21 protein-coding genes and 1 other annotated feature are annotated in these 21,228 nt (G+C 44.8%); of the genes, 3 read left to right on the top strand and 18 right to left on the bottom strand.

Annotation, left to right across the window (positions count from 1 at the left end; all coding sequences use genetic code 11):
• Window positions 1–212: 212 nt before the first annotated feature.
• Window positions 213–1,571: an NAD(P)H-dependent oxidoreductase gene (locus FD04_RS05845; RefSeq protein WP_054700092.1), complete on the bottom strand. Its 1,359-nt coding sequence runs from the start codon at window positions 1,569–1,571 to the stop codon at window positions 213–215.
• 2 nt (window positions 1,572–1,573) lie between these two features.
• Window positions 1,574–2,203: an NADPH-dependent FMN reductase gene (locus FD04_RS05840; RefSeq protein WP_056947657.1), complete on the bottom strand. Its 630-nt coding sequence runs from the start codon at window positions 2,201–2,203 to the stop codon at window positions 1,574–1,576.
• A 397-nt stretch (window positions 2,204–2,600) separates the two neighbouring features.
• Between FD04_RS05840 and FD04_RS05835 the strand changes: the two genes are divergently transcribed.
• Together FD04_RS05835 and FD04_RS05830 are read left to right on the top strand one after the other, a co-directional pair.
• Window positions 2,601–3,029: a MarR family winged helix-turn-helix transcriptional regulator gene (locus tag FD04_RS05835; RefSeq protein WP_054699855.1), complete on the top strand. Its 429-nt coding sequence runs from the start codon at window positions 2,601–2,603 to the stop codon at window positions 3,027–3,029.
• 15 nt (window positions 3,030–3,044) lie between these two features.
• On the top strand, window positions 3,045–4,202 hold the full coding sequence (locus FD04_RS05830; protein ID WP_056947655.1) for an MFS transporter: 1,158 nt from the start codon (window positions 3,045–3,047) through the stop codon (window positions 4,200–4,202).
• A gap of 81 nt (window positions 4,203–4,283) precedes the next feature.
• Here the strand turns inward: FD04_RS05830 and FD04_RS05825 are convergent, their stop codons facing one another.
• The 9 genes from FD04_RS05825 to FD04_RS12795 form a co-directional block, all read right to left on the bottom strand.
• Complete coding sequence (locus FD04_RS05825) at window positions 4,284–4,700, bottom strand: hypothetical protein (protein ID WP_054699853.1); 417 nt, start codon at window positions 4,698–4,700, stop codon at window positions 4,284–4,286.
• A gap of 129 nt (window positions 4,701–4,829) precedes the next feature.
• The gene (locus FD04_RS05820; protein WP_156660410.1) at window positions 4,830–5,423 is read right to left on the bottom strand and encodes a hypothetical protein; all 594 of its coding nucleotides are present in this window, start codon (window positions 5,421–5,423) and stop codon (window positions 4,830–4,832) included.
• A 161-nt stretch (window positions 5,424–5,584) separates the two neighbouring features.
• The gene (locus FD04_RS05815; RefSeq protein WP_054699850.1) at window positions 5,585–6,418 is read right to left on the bottom strand and encodes an SDR family NAD(P)-dependent oxidoreductase; all 834 of its coding nucleotides are present in this window, start codon (window positions 6,416–6,418) and stop codon (window positions 5,585–5,587) included.
• A gap of 263 nt (window positions 6,419–6,681) precedes the next feature.
• Complete coding sequence (locus tag FD04_RS05810) at window positions 6,682–7,416, bottom strand: SDR family oxidoreductase (protein ID WP_056947651.1); 735 nt, start codon at window positions 7,414–7,416, stop codon at window positions 6,682–6,684.
• 161 nt (window positions 7,417–7,577) lie between these two features.
• Window positions 7,578–8,174, bottom strand: coding sequence for a PAS domain-containing protein (locus FD04_RS05805; RefSeq protein ID WP_054699849.1), 597 nt, complete (start codon window positions 8,172–8,174; stop codon window positions 7,578–7,580).
• A gap of 223 nt (window positions 8,175–8,397) precedes the next feature.
• Window positions 8,398–9,291, bottom strand: a complete 894-nt coding sequence (locus FD04_RS05800) for a polysaccharide deacetylase family protein (RefSeq protein WP_054699848.1) — start codon at window positions 9,289–9,291, stop codon at window positions 8,398–8,400.
• On the bottom strand, window positions 9,284–9,577 hold the full coding sequence (locus FD04_RS05795; RefSeq protein ID WP_054699847.1) for a hypothetical protein: 294 nt from the start codon (window positions 9,575–9,577) through the stop codon (window positions 9,284–9,286). The genes FD04_RS05800 and FD04_RS05795 overlap by 8 nt, the downstream gene beginning before the upstream one ends.
• A gap of 2 nt (window positions 9,578–9,579) precedes the next feature.
• The gene (locus FD04_RS05790) at window positions 9,580–10,794 is read right to left on the bottom strand and encodes a glycosyltransferase (RefSeq protein ID WP_054699846.1); all 1,215 of its coding nucleotides are present in this window, start codon (window positions 10,792–10,794) and stop codon (window positions 9,580–9,582) included.
• Window positions 10,795–11,049: 255 nt separating this feature from the next.
• A complete protein-coding gene (locus FD04_RS12795; protein WP_235805660.1) occupies window positions 11,050–11,250 on the bottom strand; it encodes a hypothetical protein in 201 nt (66 codons plus the stop codon).
• 81 nt (window positions 11,251–11,331) lie between these two features.
• On the opposite strand from FD04_RS12795, the gene FD04_RS05785 reads away from it, so the two are divergent.
• Window positions 11,332–12,780, top strand: coding sequence for an APC family permease (locus FD04_RS05785; protein WP_056947649.1), 1,449 nt, complete (start codon window positions 11,332–11,334; stop codon window positions 12,778–12,780).
• Between the two features lie 150 nt (window positions 12,781–12,930).
• On the opposite strand, the gene FD04_RS05780 is transcribed toward FD04_RS05785, so the two are convergent.
• From FD04_RS05780 to FD04_RS05750, 7 genes are all read right to left on the bottom strand, one after another.
• Window positions 12,931–14,052 (bottom strand): amidohydrolase, encoded by a 1,122-nt coding sequence (locus FD04_RS05780; RefSeq protein ID WP_056947647.1) that lies wholly within the window; start codon window positions 14,050–14,052, stop codon window positions 12,931–12,933.
• Window positions 14,053–14,063: 11 nt separating this feature from the next.
• The gene (locus FD04_RS05775; RefSeq protein WP_056947645.1) at window positions 14,064–15,695 is read right to left on the bottom strand and encodes a peptide ABC transporter substrate-binding protein; all 1,632 of its coding nucleotides are present in this window, start codon (window positions 15,693–15,695) and stop codon (window positions 14,064–14,066) included.
• Window positions 15,696–15,898: 203 nt separating this feature from the next.
• Window positions 15,899–16,130, bottom strand: a binding site (T-box leader).
• Between the two features lie 50 nt (window positions 16,131–16,180).
• Window positions 16,181–16,786, bottom strand: coding sequence for an NAD(P)H-binding protein (locus tag FD04_RS05770; RefSeq protein ID WP_054699835.1), 606 nt, complete (start codon window positions 16,784–16,786; stop codon window positions 16,181–16,183).
• Window positions 16,779–17,195: a MerR family transcriptional regulator gene (locus tag FD04_RS05765; RefSeq protein ID WP_054699833.1), complete on the bottom strand. Its 417-nt coding sequence runs from the start codon at window positions 17,193–17,195 to the stop codon at window positions 16,779–16,781. The genes FD04_RS05770 and FD04_RS05765 overlap by 8 nt, the downstream gene beginning before the upstream one ends.
• Window positions 17,185–18,531, bottom strand: coding sequence for an MFS transporter (locus tag FD04_RS05760; protein WP_054699830.1), 1,347 nt, complete (start codon window positions 18,529–18,531; stop codon window positions 17,185–17,187). The genes FD04_RS05765 and FD04_RS05760 overlap by 11 nt, the downstream gene beginning before the upstream one ends.
• Before the next feature lie 97 nt (window positions 18,532–18,628).
• Entirely contained in the window at window positions 18,629–20,215 is a 1,587-nt protein-coding gene (locus tag FD04_RS05755) for a cation:proton antiporter (RefSeq protein WP_056947643.1), read from the bottom strand.
• 35 nt (window positions 20,216–20,250) lie between these two features.
• Window positions 20,251–21,168: a LysR family transcriptional regulator gene (locus tag FD04_RS05750; protein ID WP_056947641.1), complete on the bottom strand. Its 918-nt coding sequence runs from the start codon at window positions 21,166–21,168 to the stop codon at window positions 20,251–20,253.
• Window positions 21,169–21,228: the final 60 nt, after the last annotated feature.

Genomic DNA, 21,228 nt, shown 5'->3' with positions numbered 1-21,228 from the left:
TCACCTCATTTCATATTAATCGTGCTTGAACTATTCGTACACGATTATTTAAAACAAATATAGCTCATAATATGGGATTTTTCAAGCGCTTTCAGTATTTTGTTTGTTTCAATTTAGTTCACACACGAACCTGGGCTAAGCCATCTGAGAGACACAAAAAAACCAATCGTCTATCCTGACGATTGGTTTTTAATTAGTCATTTTATATCAGTTTAACCTTCAGATGCACCGGTGGTTGCATCGGTTTCTGGTTCAGGAGTTGGAGCTGGCGTAGGTGCCACTTCTTCAGTTTCTTCGGAAGCACCACTGGTTGCATCTACTTCGGGTGCAGCCGGCTTTTCTTCTTCAGGTGCTGCTGCAGCAGAAGCACCACTTGTGGCGTCGGCAGTAGGATCTGAGTGAGCTGATGCGCCAGTCACAGCGTCCAATCCAGTGATTGGTGAAATTGGCGTTGCATCCGGATCTTTAACCAACTTTTGACCAGTAGCTGCCAAGTAGTACTTCAAGATTGGCATAATGTCGATAACCAATTCGTTCACACCACGGTAACGACGGTTTTCATCACGCATCGCACGATAATAGTGCATCACGTGTTGGTTAGGGCCTTGTTGGGCAGGCATTGAGACAACATCTGATTGACCCGTACGAAGTGCATAGATGACTTGCTTAACGTGTTCAACAACACGGGCTGGGTGAACATCTTCAAGTGGATCACCCACTTGATCAGGGGTCCGTGGTGCTAACATGTGTGCAGCATCAGCATTCTTGTTGTAATAGATGAATTGGTTGTTATCATCAGCGTAGGTTAATTCGCCTGCCATTGAGTTTAAGAACCAGTTCAACTGATCAACTGTCAACAAACCGCGATCCAACTTGACGTAATCACCACCTGAAGCAGCGTGCGTCTTATCAGCGGCCTTTTCAACCCATTCAGGATCGTCCATATCAACACCTTCAACAGTTGTGTTGACCTTGTTCGTTGATTTCATATCTTCTTCGTGTGCGTTCTTTGGATCTGGCGCGTCCATCATATCAATCACCTTCATAAACTTAAGGAACTTCTTCAAAACCATGCTCAAGAAACCAACTGTCCGTTGATCTTTTAAATCACCGTTTTCATCGAAGGCACTTTTAGCATTGCTTAACAGGAATTCGTTCCCCGGCATCACAATCGCGTTCACACCTGGTGATTCAAGAATTTGCTTAAGGTGCAACTGAGCCCGTGATGAACCTTGGGTGTAGTATGAGGCACCCACGATCCAAACTGGTTTACCATCAAATGGGTGTACCTTGTTTGATAACCATTCAATGACGTTCTTCATTGCCGCTGGAACGGTGTGGTTGTGTTCTGGTGTTGCGAGAATCACACCATCTGAACCAGAGATTTTACGGTTAAGTGCCTGAATGATTTCACTGTTGCCGTCGTCTTCATCTTCGTTGAATTGAGGAACATCGTTAATATCCAACAGTTCAACTTCAACTGTGTCTTTAAAATGCTTGCTGATGTACTGTAACAACATTCGGTTATATGATTCTTCACCGATTGAACCGGCGATTCCAACTAATTTCACCATTATTTGTTATCCTCCGTTAAACCATTGTCCCATGAAAACTTTTCAGCTGCTTCTTCTTGGTGTAATTCCTTCGAGTGATCCAGTTGACTTGAAAGATCCGTGAATAGCAGAAAATCTTGGAATAAGCCGTCTAGCTTAGCCACTTCTTCTTCGCTCTTGAGTTCACCGGATTCATCAAAGGCCTGCAATGAATGACCCAGTAAGAATTCCGAACTAGGCATCACAGTGGCTTTTAATTCAGGTGAGTCTAAAATCTGACGTAATTGGGCTTGGGCACGTGATGCACCAAGTGTGCCATATGAGGTCCCAACAATCATCACTGGCTTGTCCATCAGTGGATGAATACCATATGATAACCAGGCTAAGGCACTGGATAATAAGGCGGGAATTGAGTGATCATACTCCGGTGTGCCGATAATGACACCGTCAGCAGCATTAATTTGTTCGGCAATCGTCTTAGCTTGTTCCGGCACGAACATCTCAGTCGTCTTCTTGAAGATTGGTAATCCCTTTAATTCAACCACTTCGATTTCGGCCTCGTCAGCGTATCGGCCTTGCATATACTTTAACAATTTCCGATTTGTTGATTTAGCGGTGTTGGTACCCACAAGTGCTACAAATTTTTTCATCGGTTTGGTCCACCCTTCTTAAGTACTACAATATGCAAATGAAACCGTTTCCCTATAAATTGAACATCTTAAATAGGTCGAAGCTTACTGCTTGTGAGGATTTCTACATATCATAATTCAATATTACCTACTCCTCTATAATAACATGAATTTCGGAAACGCTTTATTAATTATTGACAATTTATTGAATTTTTTGAAATTTTTAAATTTAAATTTGGAATACTAGTTTTGTTATATTTTTGGTTTGCATTTCGAATGTTTTAATTGACCCTTCAAGCAAGGAATGAAATCAACTCATGATTGAAATTGTTTGCGGAAAACTATCCAGCACACCCAAAATAAAATTAGCCTTACAAAAATGTACAGTATACTGTATAGTTTACTGTGAGGTGATTAAATGGATAACGAGGATATGATTGCACGTCAATTGATACAGTTAGCTCGCAAAATTAAACAACGACGAAATCTACATATCAAAGATTTAAAGTTAACGATGGGACAAGGTGATGCTTTGAAGTACTTTGGTGATCATCCGAATCGCACTATTTCAATGTTTAAAAGCGATCAGAGTGTTACTCACCAGACCGCTCGAGTGATCATTCAACACATGGTCCAGACTGGTTTATTTACGTTAGTACCGAATCCCGAAGACGGCAGATCAAAACTCGTCAATCTAACTGAACTCGGCTCAACCAAATACGAACAGCTCAATGCCCATGGTTGGCAGACCAGTGGTGAACTATTTAAGGGATTCACTCCTGCCGAACAACAACAATTTCTCACACTCGCTCGCCGTGCAAACGCAAACTTAGATCACCAAAATTAGAAAGGAAATGACAGCGTGAAAGCGCACTTATATACCAAAGATGTTACCTTAGTTTTAGCCGCAAGTTTCTTTTATTTAATGAGTCCCATGTTAATTAACCCAATTATTGCTGGATTTTCAGCCAACATTGGCGCAACCAGTGTTTTAGCGGGCGTGATTGCTGGTGCCATGAACCTAACGGCACTTGTATTACGACCACTGGCCGGCAATTTAACTGATCGTGTTTCGAAATACACTTTGACTTTTGCAGGTGGCGTGTTCATCTTAATTGCAAGCCTGGGGTATGCTTTTACGACTAATGTGGCGCTAGTCGTGCTACTTCGTATCATCAACGGTCTCGGTTATACACTTTGCTCCGTTTGCATGGCAACCTGGATGGCAGCCTTACTCCCGCCCGACCGAATTGGTTCTGGGATGGGCATTTACGGGTTAGCCAGTGCGTTAGGGATGGCAGTTGGTCCAGCACTCAGTGTTTATTTATACCAGCACTACAGTTATCAGCGTGTATTTTTAGTGGCCGCTACGTTTAGTGTTTTAATGTTGATCGTCATTCAATTTGTCGGCAACCACGGCATACCAGATACCACGCAAGTAAAAAATACAACAACGCCACAAAAATTTCAGTTGGTTCAACCGAAAGTCGTCCCATTAGCGGTGATTTTGATGTTGATTTCATTACCATACTTTGCCACAGAATCTTACATCGTCAGCTACATCGCTCACCGACATTTTGACGTGCCAGCCGGTGCGTTCTTCCCCACCTACGCCGTAATTCTGCTGGTCATGCGACTAGTTTTACGAGATGCGTTTGATCATGTACCGTTTAAAAGGTTTTTTTGGCTCTGTCTTGGGTTCAACCTAATTGGCATTATAGGGCTGACCGACTTGAGTAACTGGCTGATGCTGTTGGTCGGGGCCTTTGGATTCGCGGCTGGATACGGGTTAATGTTTTCAATTTGCCAAGCCAAGGCGTTAACTCTGGTTCCCGAATCTGATCATGGGTTAGCAAACAGCACCTTTTACATTGGTGTCGACCTCGGAATGTCGGGCGGCCCAATCATTGCTGGCTTCATCACTGCTGTTCTGCCGTGGGCTTGGCTTTACCCGGTTATGGCGTTGACGTTGCCGTTAACAATCATCGTGTACCTATTTAACCGTCAATTACTTGCTTAAATCGTCATTCTCTTCTTAATTTCATCCTAAAATAAAACGTCATCTACCGTAATATCGGTGAGATGACGTTTTTGTGTGCAGTTACTTTTTATAATAGTAAAAGAATTGATTCTTACCCTTGGTGTAATCGTAAGCATACGTTCGCAAAGCTTTCTTCCCATTATGCTTTACTGGTTTGAAACGTGCAGGCATATCACCATGCGCAATACCAATCACATAGTAGCCTGATTTAGCCTTATAAATGCCCAAGCGGTTGTTCGGATCATTAGCCTTCATCGAAAGTTTTTGGCCGGACTGCCTCCAAGTGTATTTTGTGAAGGTTTGACGTACCTTGCTTCCCCTCCAATGACTCGTGCTCCAAGTGCCTCTCAATGCAGTTGGCACAGTCTTATAATACTTAACTTTAGCGTTCGCAGTTTGACCCCCAAAGCTGAGTACTGCAACCATCGCGATCAACGCTAATCCTAAAAACACGAGTAAACGAACATGTCGTTTCATCTGGTAATCCCCCTATCAATATCAAATCTAATTGAAGTATACCATAGTTAATTCATCAAGTAATCAAATCATAAATAGTAACGATAGCCAATCGATAGCTGATTCAAGCGCCTTACCCACTGTTCACGGTCAAACCGTGTATGTCTTGGCCCAGAGAACGAATGCAGGCGAAAGTACTTCGGTTACATTGTGGTTTACCGAAGCGGTCATTTTCCTTGCAGTTAAATTCGAATTGTCCGCATCGACAATGCCGTCGACTCGAATCACCTGATTAGGCGTAAGTAACTGGGAAGCTTGTGCCGCCCCCAGGGTTGATTTACTGATTTTTAGCAGAACCAAATGGCTTGGCGTACGGCGTTCCACCTGAATTAAAACATTGGTCCAGTTGGTACTACTCGTGTTATCCACGGCGAATACGGTACCCTTCACTGAAAGCGGCATTCCGCTGTAGTTTTCAGGTTGTTTTAGTACAGTCGTCACTTTCATCTGATTAAACGGATCTTCATGTGCGACTCGCGCAATTGTTTTGGCACTCACTTGCTTAAAAATTTCGTGTGCAGAATCCGTTGCCACCGAAACACCCAACTGCTGACGTGATGCTTTGACGAGCACTGCTTTTGAAGATGATGCTTTAGTAGCCGTTACCACACTGGTGAAACTGCCAATAACTAAACCCATCATCGCCAGACAAAATATCCATAAACCCAAATGTTTCTTTATCAAAATTCGACACTCCCTATATGTACTGTCAATCCCAATTACATAACTTCAATTATGCTAAATAATTTTTGAGTTATCAATATAAAATTGGTTGAATGCTTCAATCACATGATTTATTGATCTCACAACAAAAAAGGACTCAACCAAAGTTGGGTCCCATAATTTTAATCTCGAGATTTAGTCAAATGATCAGTCAACACCGTCATTACCTTATGGTAAGCACCTGGGAACGTCCGTGCGACACCGGAAATGAGTTGATCACTAATGGCGTAGAAGTAGCGTCGTTTGGGGTGACGATCGGTTGCTGCACGATAGAATACTTTTGCGAGATCGTCGGAAGTGGCCGATGAAGCATTTAAGAAGCCGCTTAAGGCCTGTTCGGTTTCCTTAACTAGCTTTGTGTAAGGTGATCCGGGTTGCAAATTATTCAGTGCGTTTTTCATGGCAATATCGGCCCAGGATGATTCGGTGCCGCCTGGTTCAATCACTAACGACCGTAACCCAAATTGGCGAATTTCAGTATCCAACACATCTGACCAAACGTTTAAACTATGCTTGGTGACATAATACCAGCTACCAAGTGGTGAATAGATGTCGCCGCCAATCGAAGAATTGTTAATGATTCGACCTGACTGTTGCTGACGCATGGTTGGTAAAACTAACTTGGTTAGTTCTGAGGCACCAACCAGATTGGTATTTAACTGCTTTTCAACTTTTTCAAGCGGTACTTCCTCTAACGGCCCAAACTCACCATACCCCGCATTATTCAGTAAGACATCGATTTGGTGACTACCCGCCAGTGCAGCCTCGACGTAGGCCTGTCGCGAATCTGCGTCGGTCACGTCAAGTTTCAATGGATGGATGTCGCGGCCAGTCGGAATCTTCTCAACTCGTCTGGCACCAGCGTATACCACCCAGCCGTGTTGCGCAAATAACTTGGTTGCGGCGTACCCCATTCCACTTGAAGCACCTGTTATTAAAATTACTCGTTCCGTCATGATACCGACCCCTTTTTAGTTCACCTGATGAATTGTAGTCACACCAACAGCCAACCAGACTTAAATGACCACTTGGGTTCATTATGACCGAATCATCTTGATTTAGCAATGACACCAAGCACTTTATCAAATCACAGTTGCCCGCACCATCACTATTTATAGTTTGTTTTCAAAAGGAATGTCTGGCCAAACAAAAACGGTGACTACTCATTGAGCGGCCACCGTTTTTTTAAATTTGATTGACTAATCATTAAGAAACGCAATCACTGTGCTAAGAAACCACCATCAACCACAAACTCGGAACCAGTGGCAAATACCGACTCGTCCGACCCCAGGTAAACCAGAATGCTAGCCACGTCTGATGGTAACCCCATCCGTTTAAGTGGCGTTTTGGAAATGGCCAACTGCTTCATTTCTTCTGGAACGATCCCAGTTTCCACCCAACCAGGATGGACAGAGTTCACTCGAATTGGCAGGTCTAACTCCGCCGCTTCGATGGCAGCCGTCTTACTTAATTCCGCTACACCAGCCTTGGCTGCAGAATAGGCCGCAGCCCGGGCTAACCCGACCTTGCCAATGGCCGACGAAATGTTGATAATCGCACCACCATTTTCAGCCATGTAGCGCATGCCATACTTCACACCCAGCATCACGCCGGTTAAGTTGACTGCCAGCACCTTGTTCCAGTCTGGTAACGCCAAATCTTTGAGATACGATGGTGTATCACCAATCCCAGCGTTATTGACTAAAATTGACACTGGCCCAAATTGCGCACTGACCTGCTGAAAGGCTGCTTCCCAGCTTGCCTCATCCGTAACGTTCAACGTCACAAACATGGCATCTGGGCCTAACTCCGCCGCCTTTTGTTTCCCTAATTCTTCGGCCATATCAGCGATTGCCACTTTGGCGCCTTCCGCAATAAAAGCTTTCGCGTCTTCGAAACCAAGTCCGCCTGCCCCACCAGTAATGATAGCCACTTTATTTGATAATCGATTCATGATCATCCCTCCTATATCGGCAACAACATCAGTCACACAATAAGGCGGGCAGTCTACTTGCCGTCCAGCTTATTGTATTCGGAGTTTAGCTCATGATCGACACGACAACCACTATTTAGCTTGTGGTTTTTTCACATAGTTGACTAATTCAAGCATTTGCCTTATTTATGATCGTTCCGTTTTATTAAGTGAGCAACGACCATTTTAAACTTGAACCAACGCGTCATTTTTGGTGGGGTCATCTGTGCTGAGGCACCGCTAGTGGCGTCCTGTTGCTGAAATTGGCGACCAAGCGCCTTATCGGCTTTTGTACTGGCTCCCGACGTAATGTCTGCGCTGTATGCACCCTGATCGTACAGATCAATAATGTGATCGACATTACCAGTAAATTCAATCGTGCCGAGGTACTCACCGTTTGGATCCCGTAACGCATAATATTGAACCAAGGTTTTATGCCCTTTCATCACGACAGCACGTTCTACCATATCGCGACGACCCTCGCGAAAGCTACGAATGATTGCTTTCACGCCGGGCACAATCATGGCCGGATGACATTGCTCCACCGTTTCTTCCAACTGATCAACTCGGCGAACATGTTCTCGATTCGGTCGATCTGAGTACCAGGTGAAGTGTTCAGTATGGTCAATTAAGTCTAATTCGAACGGAATCGTGCTAAAGATCTGTTGCGCTTGCATCAACGTTAACCGCCCCGTTGGAAAATATATATAGGCATCCTCATAATATGGTTTCTCTGGCATCTGCGTATCCCTCATTCCCATCGTAATGAGTCTAGCATCGCGCAACTGGCGGTAACTGCCCATTCGGTGAAACCCTCAAAGTTATCATCGAGGGTTTTCCCTATGTTTGAAGCGTCAATTTACAAAATTGTCACCAGACAGCAAAAAAACTAGTCTTTGATAACTATCAAAGACTAGTTCTTAGCCAAACCTAAGCATGTATATTTAAGTTCAAAATTATAGATTAAGCTTTAGTTGCCAACCAACGATTAATACTTGGCCAGCTATCCGTGTTAACGATCATCCGTGGCGTTAAACTTAGGTTTTGCGCCGACGTCACGATCCCGTTATTTAAGGTGTAAATCACATTTAATGACGGTTGCGCCATCAAGAAATTCTCAACTTGCGGCGTTCCGCTCCCATATGGATAAGTGAAAATCGGTGAGACTTTCCCAGTCTTTGCCAACATGACTTTTTGACTGGTGGCAAAATCGGCTTTAAAGCGAGTGTAGTTTTTACGTAAGTTGAAAGCCGGAGTGCCGTGAATCAGGTAGTGCATGTTATTAGTGTGCACCCCTAATTCAAGCAGGTTACCAGCACTCTTGCGCAATTTCAAAATTTGCGGCCAGGTCGCGAGTTGTTCACCACCGATATATTCACCAGTCGTTCCAGTAATAATCGAGGCAGTGTAAGGGTAATGGTGCTGTTTCATAACCGGTGCTGCGTTCTCCGCAAAAGTCCGGTCAACGTCATCAAAGGTCAGTACCACGTATTTGCCGCGAACGGGTTGATTTGATTTAAGCATCTTCACCATCTCAGAGGTTGAAATCACCTTGATGTGTTGCCGTTCAAGGTCATTCATCTGAACTTTAAAGTCCGATAAGTTCACGTTGTAGGCGTGCAATTGGTTGTTGGGACTAACCGCTTGCACCGTTTTAACAGCCAGGTTATCGTTCAAAATTCGGTGGTAACACAGCACCATGATACCATTTTTGATTTTTTGATCCTTGGCAGCTAAGGCATAATTTTCGCGATTACCAAGTTCAAATTTGATATTTTTCTTAACGTTAATCGCTATTAGGCCCAAAAAGACCACAATAATGATTCCGAGGATCCACTTTCTCATTATCTTAGTCATGATCTGCCGCCTTTCGCTTGAGGTTTCGAATGTGCACAACGCCATACAACGAAATCAGCGCACCAATGACGACAATTAGAATGCCAAATAACTTATACACGTGTAATGATAAGTTAAATAACGAGTAATTTACCACCAAACTGTCAGTGTAAACGCCAAAAATGAAGCAGAGGTTGATGCCAATCACGTAGATGGCAAACAGCCATAACAAAATCAATAAGATGGCACGCCGCAAGCGCGAAGCCAAACCGGTTTTCTTGCGAATAACTAATTGATGTTTATCCATGCCTACACCCCCCGGTCTGGACTTGCCCAGACGCCCTTGCGTTTTGGATCAATGAAAAATGAGCCCAACGCGGTGATGCAGCTCACCAGGTTAACCACCCAGTAAAAGACAAAGTACATTGGCAACAACAACAGATCCTGCCAATCAACGTACCCCTGTCGCTGTGAACTGGTAAACCCAATTATGAACTGAACGATGCTGATCAAGGTAAGCACGAACAAAATGCCACCATCCAAAATCAAGACGTGCGCAAATACCATCGTTAAGAAGTACATCAAAACGGCGAAAGTACAGCAAAGTGCCCAGGCATTACTAATAACCATATCAACCAACAGCCATTGTTCCGCTAACCGACCGTTTAAAATCAACTGGCGGTTACGAACTAAGACTTCCAGGCCACCACGGGCCCAGCGACGACGTTGTTTGATCAGAGCCTTTAAGTGTTCAGGCACTAGTATCCAAGATACTGCTTGGGGGCAATATGCCACCCGCCAGTGTTTCGTATATAATTTCCAAGTCATATCAATATCTTCAGTTAAGGCTTCAACCGTCCAGCGGTTAACCTCTTTAACCGCCCGTTTGCGGTAAACCACAATCACACCAGAAACCGTTGTGATGTGACCGGTAATAAAGGCTTGCCCACGCTTGATGATATCGATGATCCCAATGTATTCCAGTAGTTGCAGTCGGCCCAGTAGCGTGGTTCGATTACGGACTACTGGCCGACCGGCAACTGCACCAATTTTGTCGTCATTATAAAATTGAAGCATCATATGTGATAAAGCGTCTTGGTCAATGTAGGAATCAGAATCCAAGCAGAGCAGGTATTCGCCTTCAGCCGAATCCAACCCAACGTTGAGCGCATTGGCTTTACCACCATTTTGCTTAACAGGCACAACTTTAATTAGGAGTTGTGCCGCGTATTGCGTTTGAAGCGCTCGCATCACGTTCAACGTCTCATCGGAACTGCCGTCATCGATTAAAATCAGTTCGATGTGCTGATAGGTTAACCGTGACACTGATTCAACCACTTCATGTAAAGTCGTTTCCTCATTGTGCGCCGGTATCAAGACCGACACTAATGGCGTTGCCTCTTGTTCAGATGGCCGACGTAACGGCACCTGGTGCTGCAGAATTCCAAAAAAAATTGCGCCAGTGATCCAAACGATTGACACAATGAGCGGATATAAAATCACAAAATTACTAAATAAATGCATCTATTCTCTCCCCAAAACATTCGGTTAAGGCAACCGGTACTAGGCTACACCGGTCGCAACTGAAATTGACACCAACTTTTACATTGTACAGAGGGTATAAATCACCGTCAAGCACCGTTTTAAACCGGATTGACCAGTAGTTATCGCAAATGACAACGATGGCGCAGTTCGTAAGCGGCTTCAATCTCACACACTAAGAAACTTAATGTTTGGTTAATATTATCGAGAATGCCTTTCGTCAAACGATGCACGCCGTTAACGATTGATTTTGAATGGCTTGGCCTCACTCTGGTCAATCATCCGTGCGGCAAACGGATTGAAACTAGCGATTGTCGCTTTAGCATTACCTTTGCTTGACCTGGGCCGTAATATCCGGTATTCTACAGTTTCTAGAACAATCGGTTTTAAAATTGTGTTAGGTTGCGACACTGGTCGAATCAACACACTTGGTTTCAAAGAAGGTTCACAGGAATTTCCTTGATTCATCAAAATGTAAGCGTATTCTTAATTTAAGATAACGCTGAGGAGGACTTCATAATGGCTACAAAAACCGTTAAAAAAAGTGTTGGCACCATTGGTTTGATCTCCCTAGGCGCGGGCGGCACCATCGGTAGTGGTTGGATCTATACCAACAGTCAGTTTTTTAGTGAGTATGGCGCCGGTGGCGAAATTTTTGGGCTGATGCTCGCAATGTTCGTTGCGGTGCTGGCGTCACTGTCTTTTGCAGAATTAGCGACACTGTTCATCCGTTCCGGCGGCGAAGTGGTGTTTGGCTACGTCGCATTCGGAAAACGTGGCGCCTTATTTGCAGCTTGGACTTTAATGGGCGGCTACTTAAGCGCGTTAGGCTTTTACGTAACCGCGTCCAGTTTACTCATTGCCCAGCTCTTTCCCGCAATCGCAACTGGACCGTCCTACCAATTTGCGGGCGTTCAAGTTTATTACTTGGAGTTAGGACTAGGCATCCTGATTACACTCATCATTTTTACAATTACTTATCTGGGTGCCAAATTAACTGGCCAAATTCAAACCATTATGATGGTCGGCCTCGTCATCTTAGGCGTCACACTGATGGTGGTCGGTTTCAGCCGGGGCTCCGCACACAACTTCTGGCCTGCTTTTAGCAGTAAGCAACAACCGTTACCCGCAATTATTCGCTTCGTACTACCGGCCATGACCTTCTTGACTGGCTGGGAGTCTGTGGCAACGATGGCGGAAGAGGCAAAGATGCCCGCCAAAAAAATCGGCATCATCGTGATTGCTTCTATCGTAGTTGCCGCTACTTATTACATCGGTGTGCTTTTATCTTCAGCTTGGGTTTATCCATGGCAAAAAACAGCCAACCTCAACATGGGGACCATCGATGCTTTTAAGGCAGCCGGATTCCCAATCCTAGGCACCGTTGCCTTCACTATCGCGGTGCTAGGATTACTCACGAGTTTCTTGAACTTATTTTCCGCCTCATCTCGTCTCATTTTCTCATTGGCTCGTGGCCACATGCTACCAAAACCACTGGCAAAGTTGCACCCAAAGTATGGGACCCCTACTAATGCGCTTTGGCTGGTACTCGTACTCGCCCTTGGTATTGGCTGGTTGGGTAAAGGCGCCCTGGTTTACTTCCTAGATATGGGTGGTTTCTTGATTGCTTTAGCTTGGGCCTTTAGTGCCTGGTGTTTGATTCGCGTCCGCCGCAATTACCCCACCATGATTGGCGGTTTTCGCAACCGGCGCTTGATCTGGCCAACCATTGGTGGCTTAGCTGCACTGGCAATTGCCGCCATCACAGTGATTCCGGGTACCCCAGTATCCTTAGTCTGGCCATACGAATATATCATCTTAGGCGCTTGGACCATTCTGGGTTTAGCCGGTTATCTCTGGTCGCGACATCACCCGGTAACGGCTGATGAATTGTTGGGTGAACAAATCATGGCTGATTTAGAGAAACATAATCGTCATACGAAGGACGCAACGCCAGAAAACAATTAACCTCAAATTGAAAATTCACCAATCTGAAGCTACTTCATCACGATAATCAGATAAATAAACCAAAAACGCTGTAAATACCAGAAATAAGGTACTTACAGCGTTTTTTAATTAAGCCGCAATCTCATCGTTTCAGCTTCACCTACATCTTAATTAATTCTTACCCGTCATCCGCACAACATTAATCATAATCTGAGCACCATCAAACATTGCCGACCGGTCAAAAGTCATGCCAGGAACGTGTAAACCGGGCGTCAAATCACAACCAAGCCCCAACATGGTCGATTCCTTAGCCACGCCGTCATAGGCGTAAAAGTGAAAATCATCGCCACCTTGAGTAGGTGCAGGTTCAACCAGCCCATCGGCGCCAAGGACTTCAGTGATTGCTTTTGACATGGTTGAAATCGCTGGTTCGCTTGGAATTGCCGCCGGTGATAAATCATTGCCGTCTAAGATCACTTCGATGCCGTTGACTGAAACGTCTTTCATGGCTTGAAATGCTTGGGCCTGAAGTTCATCCATCATGTCGTTCGTCCGGGCACGTAAATCCACGGCAAACGTCCCCTTATCTGGCACGATGTTGGACGATTCACCGGCCTGCACCATGGTGGTGGTCACTGAGTATGGCAAGTTAGTATCTAGTTTGATTTGCTTAAACTTTTCATTTAGGGCACTAAAGCCGTCAATCACGTTTGCGCCAAGTTCGGGGCGACCAGCGTGAGCAGTTTTACCAGTGATTGTTACCCAATAAGTCCGCGTCGCAATGTCTGGAATCATGGCTTCGGCGTGCTTGCCCGCCACTTCATCTTGCGCGCAAACGTGTAAGCCGTACAAATAATCTAACTGACCCAGCTTACCACTCTTGATGACCCGATCAGCGCCGGTCACAGTCTCTTCAGCTGGTTGAAAAATCAATTTCAAAGTCCCTGGAATGGCTTCAGGCCGTTTAGCATAGTACGCTGCTACGGCAAGGACCATCGCCATGTGTGAATCGTGGCCGCAAGAGTGTAGCACTTGGGTTTTACCCTGATAGACTTGTTTCAAGGCATCGATGTCTGATCGCATCCCAATGATGGGTTTGCGCCCATCACCAATGGTGGCAATTAAGCCAGTAAAATCATCGAAACGCTCATAAGCAACGCCCATTTCATCCAATCGTTTGGCAAGGTAGTTCGTGGTGTTCACTTCGTTAAAGGCGGTCTCCCCACGCGTGTGCAAGTAGTTAAAATCAGCTAAAATCTGTTCTTCATCGATCATTGGTGTTTGCGTTGTCATGGTTTAACCTCCTATTTTGTCCGGTATGCATCTTTTAATGAGATCCCCTGAGCAGCGGCGTAGGTCACCCCTTGTAAACTAGGCTTGTTCAGTCGTGCAATTTGGCCTTGGTTTAGTGCCGCAATGGCCTGTTGTTTCATGGCCACTTGATTGGCTTGTTTGAAATCGTCGTAGCGCTTCTGAGTGCTAGTAACGTCTTTCACGTTAGCATTACTATAAAGCTTGTCGTAAGTAGCGTTGGAATAGTTACCTGCATTATTGACGTTGTTGGTGTTGAGTAACTGGAAGAATTCGTTTAAATCAGGATATGAGGCGATCCAGTTGGTGAAGCCTAAATCATAACCGGTTTTCTTTTGCATCGTCGTAATGGCTTGAACCTTTGGCTGGACATCGATTTGGATGTTGATGCCCTTCAGATACTTCTTGGTATTAGCTTGAATGTACTCAGCTGAGTTTTTGAATGAATCCACGTCGTAACAAACCAACTTCAAGTTGAGTTTGGTCAAGCCTAACTGTTTCATCCCTTTGGCCCAATACTTCTTAGCAAGGGTTGGGTTGTATGCCACCGATTCTTTAACACTTGAATCCTTCGCAAAATCCTTGCCGTTTGACGGATTCTTTGAAATTTCCTCTGGTGCCAGGCCGTAAGGGGCTTTAGCACCATTCTTCAAAACGTTCTGGGTTAAACTCTCGCGGTTAATGGCCAGTGAGATGGCTTTTCGAATATTGAGGTTGCGCATGGCTTTGCTACGGAAGTTATAAGCTAAGTAGTCCGTTTCACCACTTGGATAACTCAAGTATCCCTTATCCTTCTTCATCTGAGCGGCTTGTTGCCCGGCTAACACAATGTTGTCTAACTTACCAGATTGATAAAGTGACAATGCCGTTTCTGGCGATTTGGCCACTTGGAATTTGACGCTACTCAACTTAACCGATTTTTTGTCCCAATAGTTCGGGTTCTTTTTAAGGGTCCAGTTAGCTGACGAGGTTGTCCAGTTTTGAATGGTGAATGGTCCGTCAAAAACGGTCTTAGCAGCGGAAGTCCCGTAACTCGAACCGTACTTCTCGACCACTTTTTGGTTGAGTGGCAAAAACGGGACGGCCGCAACCAAATACTTAAAGTATGGCGTTGCCTGTGCCAAGGTAACTTTCAAAGTGGTTTTGTTAACGGCTTGAACACCGAGCTTAGATACCGGCAGTTTACCGTTTTCAATTTGTTTGGCGTTCTTAATTGGTAAAAACATGTAGGCGTTGGCTGCCTTAGAGGTAGGATTAACTGCCCGTCGCCATGAATAAACAAAATCATTAGCGGTTAAGGCATCGCCGTTACTCCATTTCAAGTTTTTGCGTAGCTTGAAGGTGTACACCGTTTGACCATTGGTTGGTTTAACGATGGCTGTGGCAAGTCCCGGAATCACGGTGGTACTGTTTTTCATTCGATACAACCCTTCCTGTGAGTTGTTCACGGTCTCAAGGGCGCCAACATCGGTAATTTGTGATGAATCCAATGACGAAATGTCAGCTTGTTCCATGATGGTTGCCGTTTGTTGAACCTTCGTGGCGGATTTCCCACAACCTGCCAAGATGATACCACTGACTAACACTAACGCTGTTCCAATAAAACGCTTAACTGATTTTTGCATATGCTTTTCCTCCCAAAATTTGACGGTCATCGTTGTATTACCGGTTCTGACTATGTCGCATATGCAGATGATGTCGCTTAAGACCCGCATTGGCTGTTATTAAGTTGAACATCATCAATTGAAACATTCTTCATCATCCCTTCTGCAATTCAATTTAATTTGTGGTAACAAAAAAGCTAATCGTCCTCAAAGAAATTAATCTTTGAGAGGACGATTAGCTCGTGGTGCCACCTCTATTCGTAGTTACCTCACAGTAACTACCTCGTCAAGTTCTAACAAACTTGGCCCGAATAACGACGGGTGGCCGGCCATCCCTACTGAATCACTTTGTTCAGGACAACTGCTAGTAGTTGTGTTTCAATTCTGGTTCATTCTCTCAGCCTTACGAATGATCTCTTAAAGTTAGAATTTACTTTGACTACTCACTGCATTTATTAATTGTTTCTCATAATAATCAAATAATCTTATCTTGTCAACCATCAAAATTAATTTCGCCGATTAATTCCCAGGCTGTCCCGGCTGCCGAGTTTTGAATCATGGGCTAATTTCATCACCAAATCTGCGATGCTCTCAACGGCGACATCGTGACCACCAAATGGTTCGCCCTTGTGGGTCACCTGATAGTTAGTGTCTGGTTGATGATCGAACCAGCCTGGTCGGATGATCGTGTAATTCAAATCGGAATCCTCGATGATGTCTGCGGCTTGTCGATAGGGTCTCAGAACTGGATTTTGACTGACATTGCCACCACCAAGTTCGGTTGGAATCTCATCATAAATGCCCATTGAGGTAATAAATAGCAACCGTTTTACTGGTACTTGTGACATGGCGTCGACTAAGGCTTGTGCGTATGCTGGTAAGTTGCCACTTAATGCCGCAAACACCACGTCCTGTCCGGCCAGTGCAGATTTCAAACTTTCATCATCCATCACGCTACCAGAAATGGCAGTTTCACGGGCAGAATCTAGTTTTCCGAGTCGTTCAACGTGTCGTGCCATTAAAGTGAGCTGATCATCCGTATGTGTCAACAGGTATTGACGAGTGGCGCTGCCTACGGTTCCAGTTGCGCCAATAATCAAAATGTTAGTCATTATTTTTTAACTCCTTATCGTGGGCCTGCTCTAATGCCTTTAATTCAGCTTCAGTTGTCACCATATGGTCATCATAGTGGTTTAACTTGTAATTTAAATGATCGATTGCCGCTTGAATATCATCGCGTCGTTCTTCCATCTCCACCAACTGCTGCTTCAACAAGGCAATTTGCTCCTTGGTGTTATCTTCCTGTGCATCAAATAGTTGAATGTAGTGCCGCAAATTTTCAATTGTCATACCGGCGGCACGCATTTGCCGAGCAAAGTTGATACGGCGGATGATTCGGTCATCAATTTCGCGGTTACCGGATTCACTGCGATCAATTGGTGGGATCAAGCCCTCTTTTTCATAATACCGAATTGCAGCGGACGAAACACCAGTGCGTTTACTTGCTTCTTTAATGTTCATGATTAACCTCCGTTCGATGTGCAACCAAAATATTAATAACTGCTAATAATGCCAAAATCATAAAACCCGTCATGATGACCAAAGCGCGGTTATATGACATGACCGGGCTCACGATCCCTGATGTCAATAAGGTGATAACTGATAGCCCAAAAGAACTGCCGACTTGATGGACGGTATTGACAACCCCAGATGCAGAGCCAGCAATTTCAGGATCGGTGTTGGCCACCCCCGAAACTGTTAATGGACTCAGCGTGAACCCCTGTCCGACGCCAATGATGATCATCGGTAGCCCAATCGCTAACCAGTAACCATTCTGAACTTGAACCACTGCGGCTAGCAACAAGCCAATCGTTGTAATAACCGTGCCCAGCAACATGATTTGGACGTTGGTCAACCAAGTATTCAGCCGTGTGACCAACGTTGCAAAAATAAATTGGGGCACCGTTTCCGGTAAGAAACCAATCGCAGCCATCAACGGTGTGAAGTGGTAAACATTCTGCATTGCTTGTGGTGTCAGGAAAAAGTATGAAATCATGGCGCCTAAAAAGAAGAACCGGGCCACGTAAGCACTACTTCGTTCACGATCAGCAAACAATCTTAACGGCATAATGGGATTGTGGCTGCGGTGCTCCTGCCAAACAAAACCCGCTAAGAACAAGATTGCAACGATAATCGTGATGACCGGTTGTGACGCACCATTGATGCCATATACCAAAAGAATAATGCCAATTACAGATAAGATTGCACCCGGCCAATCCAGTTTACCGGTATCGGCACGACTGACTGGTACGAATTTAAGGGTGAGTAGCATCATTAAAATACCAATTGGCACATTCAACAAGAAGCCCAAGCGCCAGGTCGTATAACTGGCAATCACACCACCAATCACAAGACCAAAGCTAGCGCCTAATCCACCAGTGGCACCGTAGTAAATAATGGCCCGAGTTCGCATATTACCGGAGTAACTATCCATTAATAAGGCTAAAGTCGTTGGCGCCAAAATGGCAGAACCAATGCCTTGAACGGCGCGCATCACAATGATCATTATCCCATTCACAGACACGCCAACCATCAATGACCCGAAACTAAAAATCAACAGACCAATTAAAAACACTCGTCGGCGACCAAATAAGTCACCCGCCCGACCGCCGAGCATCAACAACCCGCCAAAAGTTAACGCATACGCGTTGGTCACCCACGACAAGGCTTGAGTAGACATTTGTAAGTCTTGGGCAATTTTAACGGTACTTGTAAAAACAATTGAATTGTCTAGTAAAATCATAAAGTAACTGAGTAAAATAATTGGCAATACCATGCCAAACTGCTTATTTTTCAAGGTGTTTGCTTCCCCTCTTTTGATTGTTCTGTTTCACAACAAAAGTAAGGATAGACCCTTGCAGTAACTTCAAGGCAACACTAATTTGAAAAAAAGTTTAAATGACTTGATTCTGTGGATCCAACACAATGGTTTCGGCCAGTAGCACCTCTGCGTATACGTCATAAACGTAGGTCGAGGGTACCTGATGGGTCGCAGCTTGTTCGTATGGGTAATCACGCTCCACTTTGAACGCCTGCATTAAAGCCCGACGCTGTTCGACACTTTGCAGGCTAGTTAAGACAGCACTCTGGCCAGATACACCGCGCCATTCTCGCCAAAACCAACGGAGGGTCGTCAAACCCATTTGATCTTTTAAATCAAAAATCACAATTTGCTTCACTTCTTTTGAAAGTGACAATTGTTTGACAGCTTTGATGCCAGCATGGACCGCTCGATAACGGAGGGTTTTAATCATTTGAGGTCGCTGGGCCTCATCCCAATCACGTGGCAAAATCAAGTGAAAGAGGATCGTTGGCACAATCATACTCAATAAAATTACCGTTGCTTCTGCCAGCAAAATCAGGTTAAAGGTCGTACTGGCCAGTCCCTGACCTAAAATTGAAAAAGTCATCGCCAGCGTGACGGTACCGTGGACGCCACCAAATGAGAAGAGAACACTGGATCGCCAAGTTCGATCAGCCACTAATAATTTGGCATAGACGAATCGACAGACCAGTAAAATCAAATATACCGATATCCCAATCACCAGCCAACTCAGATTGTGCACCATGCTAGCATGTCGCGTCAAAACGATGCGGCCTAAATTAATACCCAACACAACAAAAACGAAGCTGTTCAATACATCATCCGCAAAGTTAACCAGCTGAAGGCCCAAGTGCATTTGTCGGGGTGACGAAAACCGACTGCGAATTGCTTCACTATTGTTGATCAGGCCCGCCGTTACGGTTGCGATGATGCCAGACATACCGAGGTGTTCGGCGACAAGGTAAACAATGAACGGGGTTAGCAGATAAAACAAGGTTTGAGATGAAATCACATTTGCCGCCGATCGTAATAAAAACTGCCGACCCAACATCATTACAAGTGCAATCACTGCACCAATCAAAACGCCGCCACCAGCTGAGAGCAGTAAACGACCACTATTTTGAAGCAAATTCAAATGCCCCGTTTGATACCAAATCAAGGCGGCCTGTAAGAGAACCAAGCCAGTAGCGTCGTTAAATAACGCCTCTAAGGTCAACGCCTTTTCAACGCTGTGCTGCAGCTTATGACCTTGACTGACTGAACCAAGCGCAGTTGCATCAGTTGGCGTACTGATGGCAACGACAATGAGTGCCAGTGCGAACGGACCACCTAGCATTGGTCGAATAACGATTGTGGCCACGACTGCAGAAATAATCGCCAGCACGATAGCACTCCCAAAGATGCTACGCACTCGCCTGCCCACAATTTGAAGAGCGGTGCGCTGCCCTTCAAAAAACAGGAGTGGGGCAATAATCAGGGTCATGAACACATCGTTTTCAAACCCTAAAATAGCGTGGTTGATCACCGGCACACAAGCCGCCAAGACACCAATCAAAATATTAATATAAGTACTCGAAATGTGCGGCACCAACCGCGCCACAATGTCACTGATTGCCACCAGCAACAAGATGACAAATGACGACAAGAATAACCCCATAATACTCCCCCCCAATTAATCGCTTTGCCTTTATTTTAACCTTTTTGTTGAACTGTGTCATAACGTTCATCACCACGTAACGTCTGCCGTATGACGTCGAGAATTGCTTGTTGCAAGGAATTAAAGACATGGGTTCGACGGTACGCGATGCTGACGATAAATTGTGGCAGATCCTCATCAGCCAGGTTGAGTTTAACCACGTCTGAACGAACCGGTGCTGTGCCAGCGGTTAGAAAACCAATTCCGACACCGTTGGCAATTAGATTCATGAGACTATGCATATCATTGGATCGAAAAACCACGTTTGGTTTCAGATGGTTACGCTTCGCTAACAGTGAGACGGCCTGATTATGAACAAACCCGTCCTTAAATAGCACGAAGTCCTCGTGCTTCAAGTCCGCAAAACGAACCTGCTTTTGGGTCGCCAGCGGATGGTCCTTGGCAACAAAAATTGCAAAAGATTGTCGTCCAAATGTTTCAGTCTCAATCTCGGCATCACTCAGCGGACTGATTGTCCCCAATAATGCCAGGTCAATCTCACCACTCCGAAGCTCAGTCAGCATGGTTGTCGACCCCGCCTCTTGAGTTTGAATTTTGCGCAATAATTCCCTTTGCTTTAAAGCTTTAGCAATTTGCGGAAAATAATTATTTTCAATAATTGGCGGTAACCCCAAGGTCAGGTGTTTAAGTCGCTGATCGGTGATTTCTTGACTAGCCACTTTTAATTCGTCGAGGATTCGACGGGCGTGGACCAAAAATTGCTGACCACTAGCGGTGACCCTTAACGTTTTCTGTGCTCGAAAACGGACAATCAAAGTTGTACCGAGTTCTTCTTCCAGTCGTTTGAGTGCAAACGAGACAGTTGGTTGACTAACGCCAAAAGTATTGGCAACTTTGGAAAAACTTTTGATTTCGGTTAATTTAATAAAGTACGCAATATCTTTCGTATTCAATGTATAGCTCCTTTGGTTGATATATCAGCGATTATATTTTCATTATAAACAATTCTTATT

Source organism: Secundilactobacillus odoratitofui DSM 19909 = JCM 15043, assembly GCF_001434895.1.
GTDB lineage: Bacteria > Bacillota > Bacilli > Lactobacillales > Lactobacillaceae > Secundilactobacillus > Secundilactobacillus odoratitofui.
The sequence above is the reverse complement of the archived record's forward strand: the minus strand, read 5'-3'. Positions and strand labels throughout refer to the sequence as shown.

Excerpts from the sequence above, each read along its gene's own strand:
- FD04_RS05840 (WP_056947657.1), bottom strand. The coding sequence starts at position 2,203 with ATGAAAAAATTTGTAGCACTTGTGGGTACCAACACCGCTAAATCAACA.
- FD04_RS05835 (WP_054699855.1), top strand. The coding sequence starts at position 2,601 with ATGGATAACGAGGATATGATTGCACGTCAATTGATACAGTTAGCTCGC.
- FD04_RS05825 (WP_054699853.1), bottom strand. The coding sequence starts at position 4,700 with ATGAAACGACATGTTCGTTTACTCGTGTTTTTAGGATTAGCGTTGATC.
- FD04_RS05815 (WP_054699850.1), bottom strand. The coding sequence starts at position 6,418 with ATGACGGAACGAGTAATTTTAATAACAGGTGCTTCAAGTGGAATGGGG.
- FD04_RS05810 (WP_056947651.1), bottom strand. The coding sequence starts at position 7,416 with ATGAATCGATTATCAAATAAAGTGGCTATCATTACTGGTGGGGCAGGC.
- FD04_RS05805 (WP_054699849.1), bottom strand. The coding sequence starts at position 8,174 with ATGCCAGAGAAACCATATTATGAGGATGCCTATATATATTTTCCAACG.
- FD04_RS05800 (WP_054699848.1), bottom strand. The coding sequence starts at position 9,291 with ATGACTAAGATAATGAGAAAGTGGATCCTCGGAATCATTATTGTGGTC.
- FD04_RS05795 (WP_054699847.1), bottom strand. The coding sequence starts at position 9,577 with ATGGATAAACATCAATTAGTTATTCGCAAGAAAACCGGTTTGGCTTCG.
- FD04_RS05790 (WP_054699846.1), bottom strand. The coding sequence starts at position 10,794 with ATGCATTTATTTAGTAATTTTGTGATTTTATATCCGCTCATTGTGTCA.
- FD04_RS05785 (WP_056947649.1), top strand. The coding sequence starts at position 11,332 with ATGGCTACAAAAACCGTTAAAAAAAGTGTTGGCACCATTGGTTTGATC.
- FD04_RS05780 (WP_056947647.1), bottom strand. The coding sequence starts at position 14,052 with ATGACAACGCAAACACCAATGATCGATGAAGAACAGATTTTAGCTGAT.
- FD04_RS05775 (WP_056947645.1), bottom strand. The coding sequence starts at position 15,695 with ATGCAAAAATCAGTTAAGCGTTTTATTGGAACAGCGTTAGTGTTAGTC.
- FD04_RS05770 (WP_054699835.1), bottom strand. The coding sequence starts at position 16,786 with ATGACTAACATTTTGATTATTGGCGCAACTGGAACCGTAGGCAGCGCC.
- FD04_RS05765 (WP_054699833.1), bottom strand. The coding sequence starts at position 17,195 with ATGAACATTAAAGAAGCAAGTAAACGCACTGGTGTTTCGTCCGCTGCA.
- FD04_RS05755 (WP_056947643.1), bottom strand. The coding sequence starts at position 20,215 with ATGGGGTTATTCTTGTCGTCATTTGTCATCTTGTTGCTGGTGGCAATC.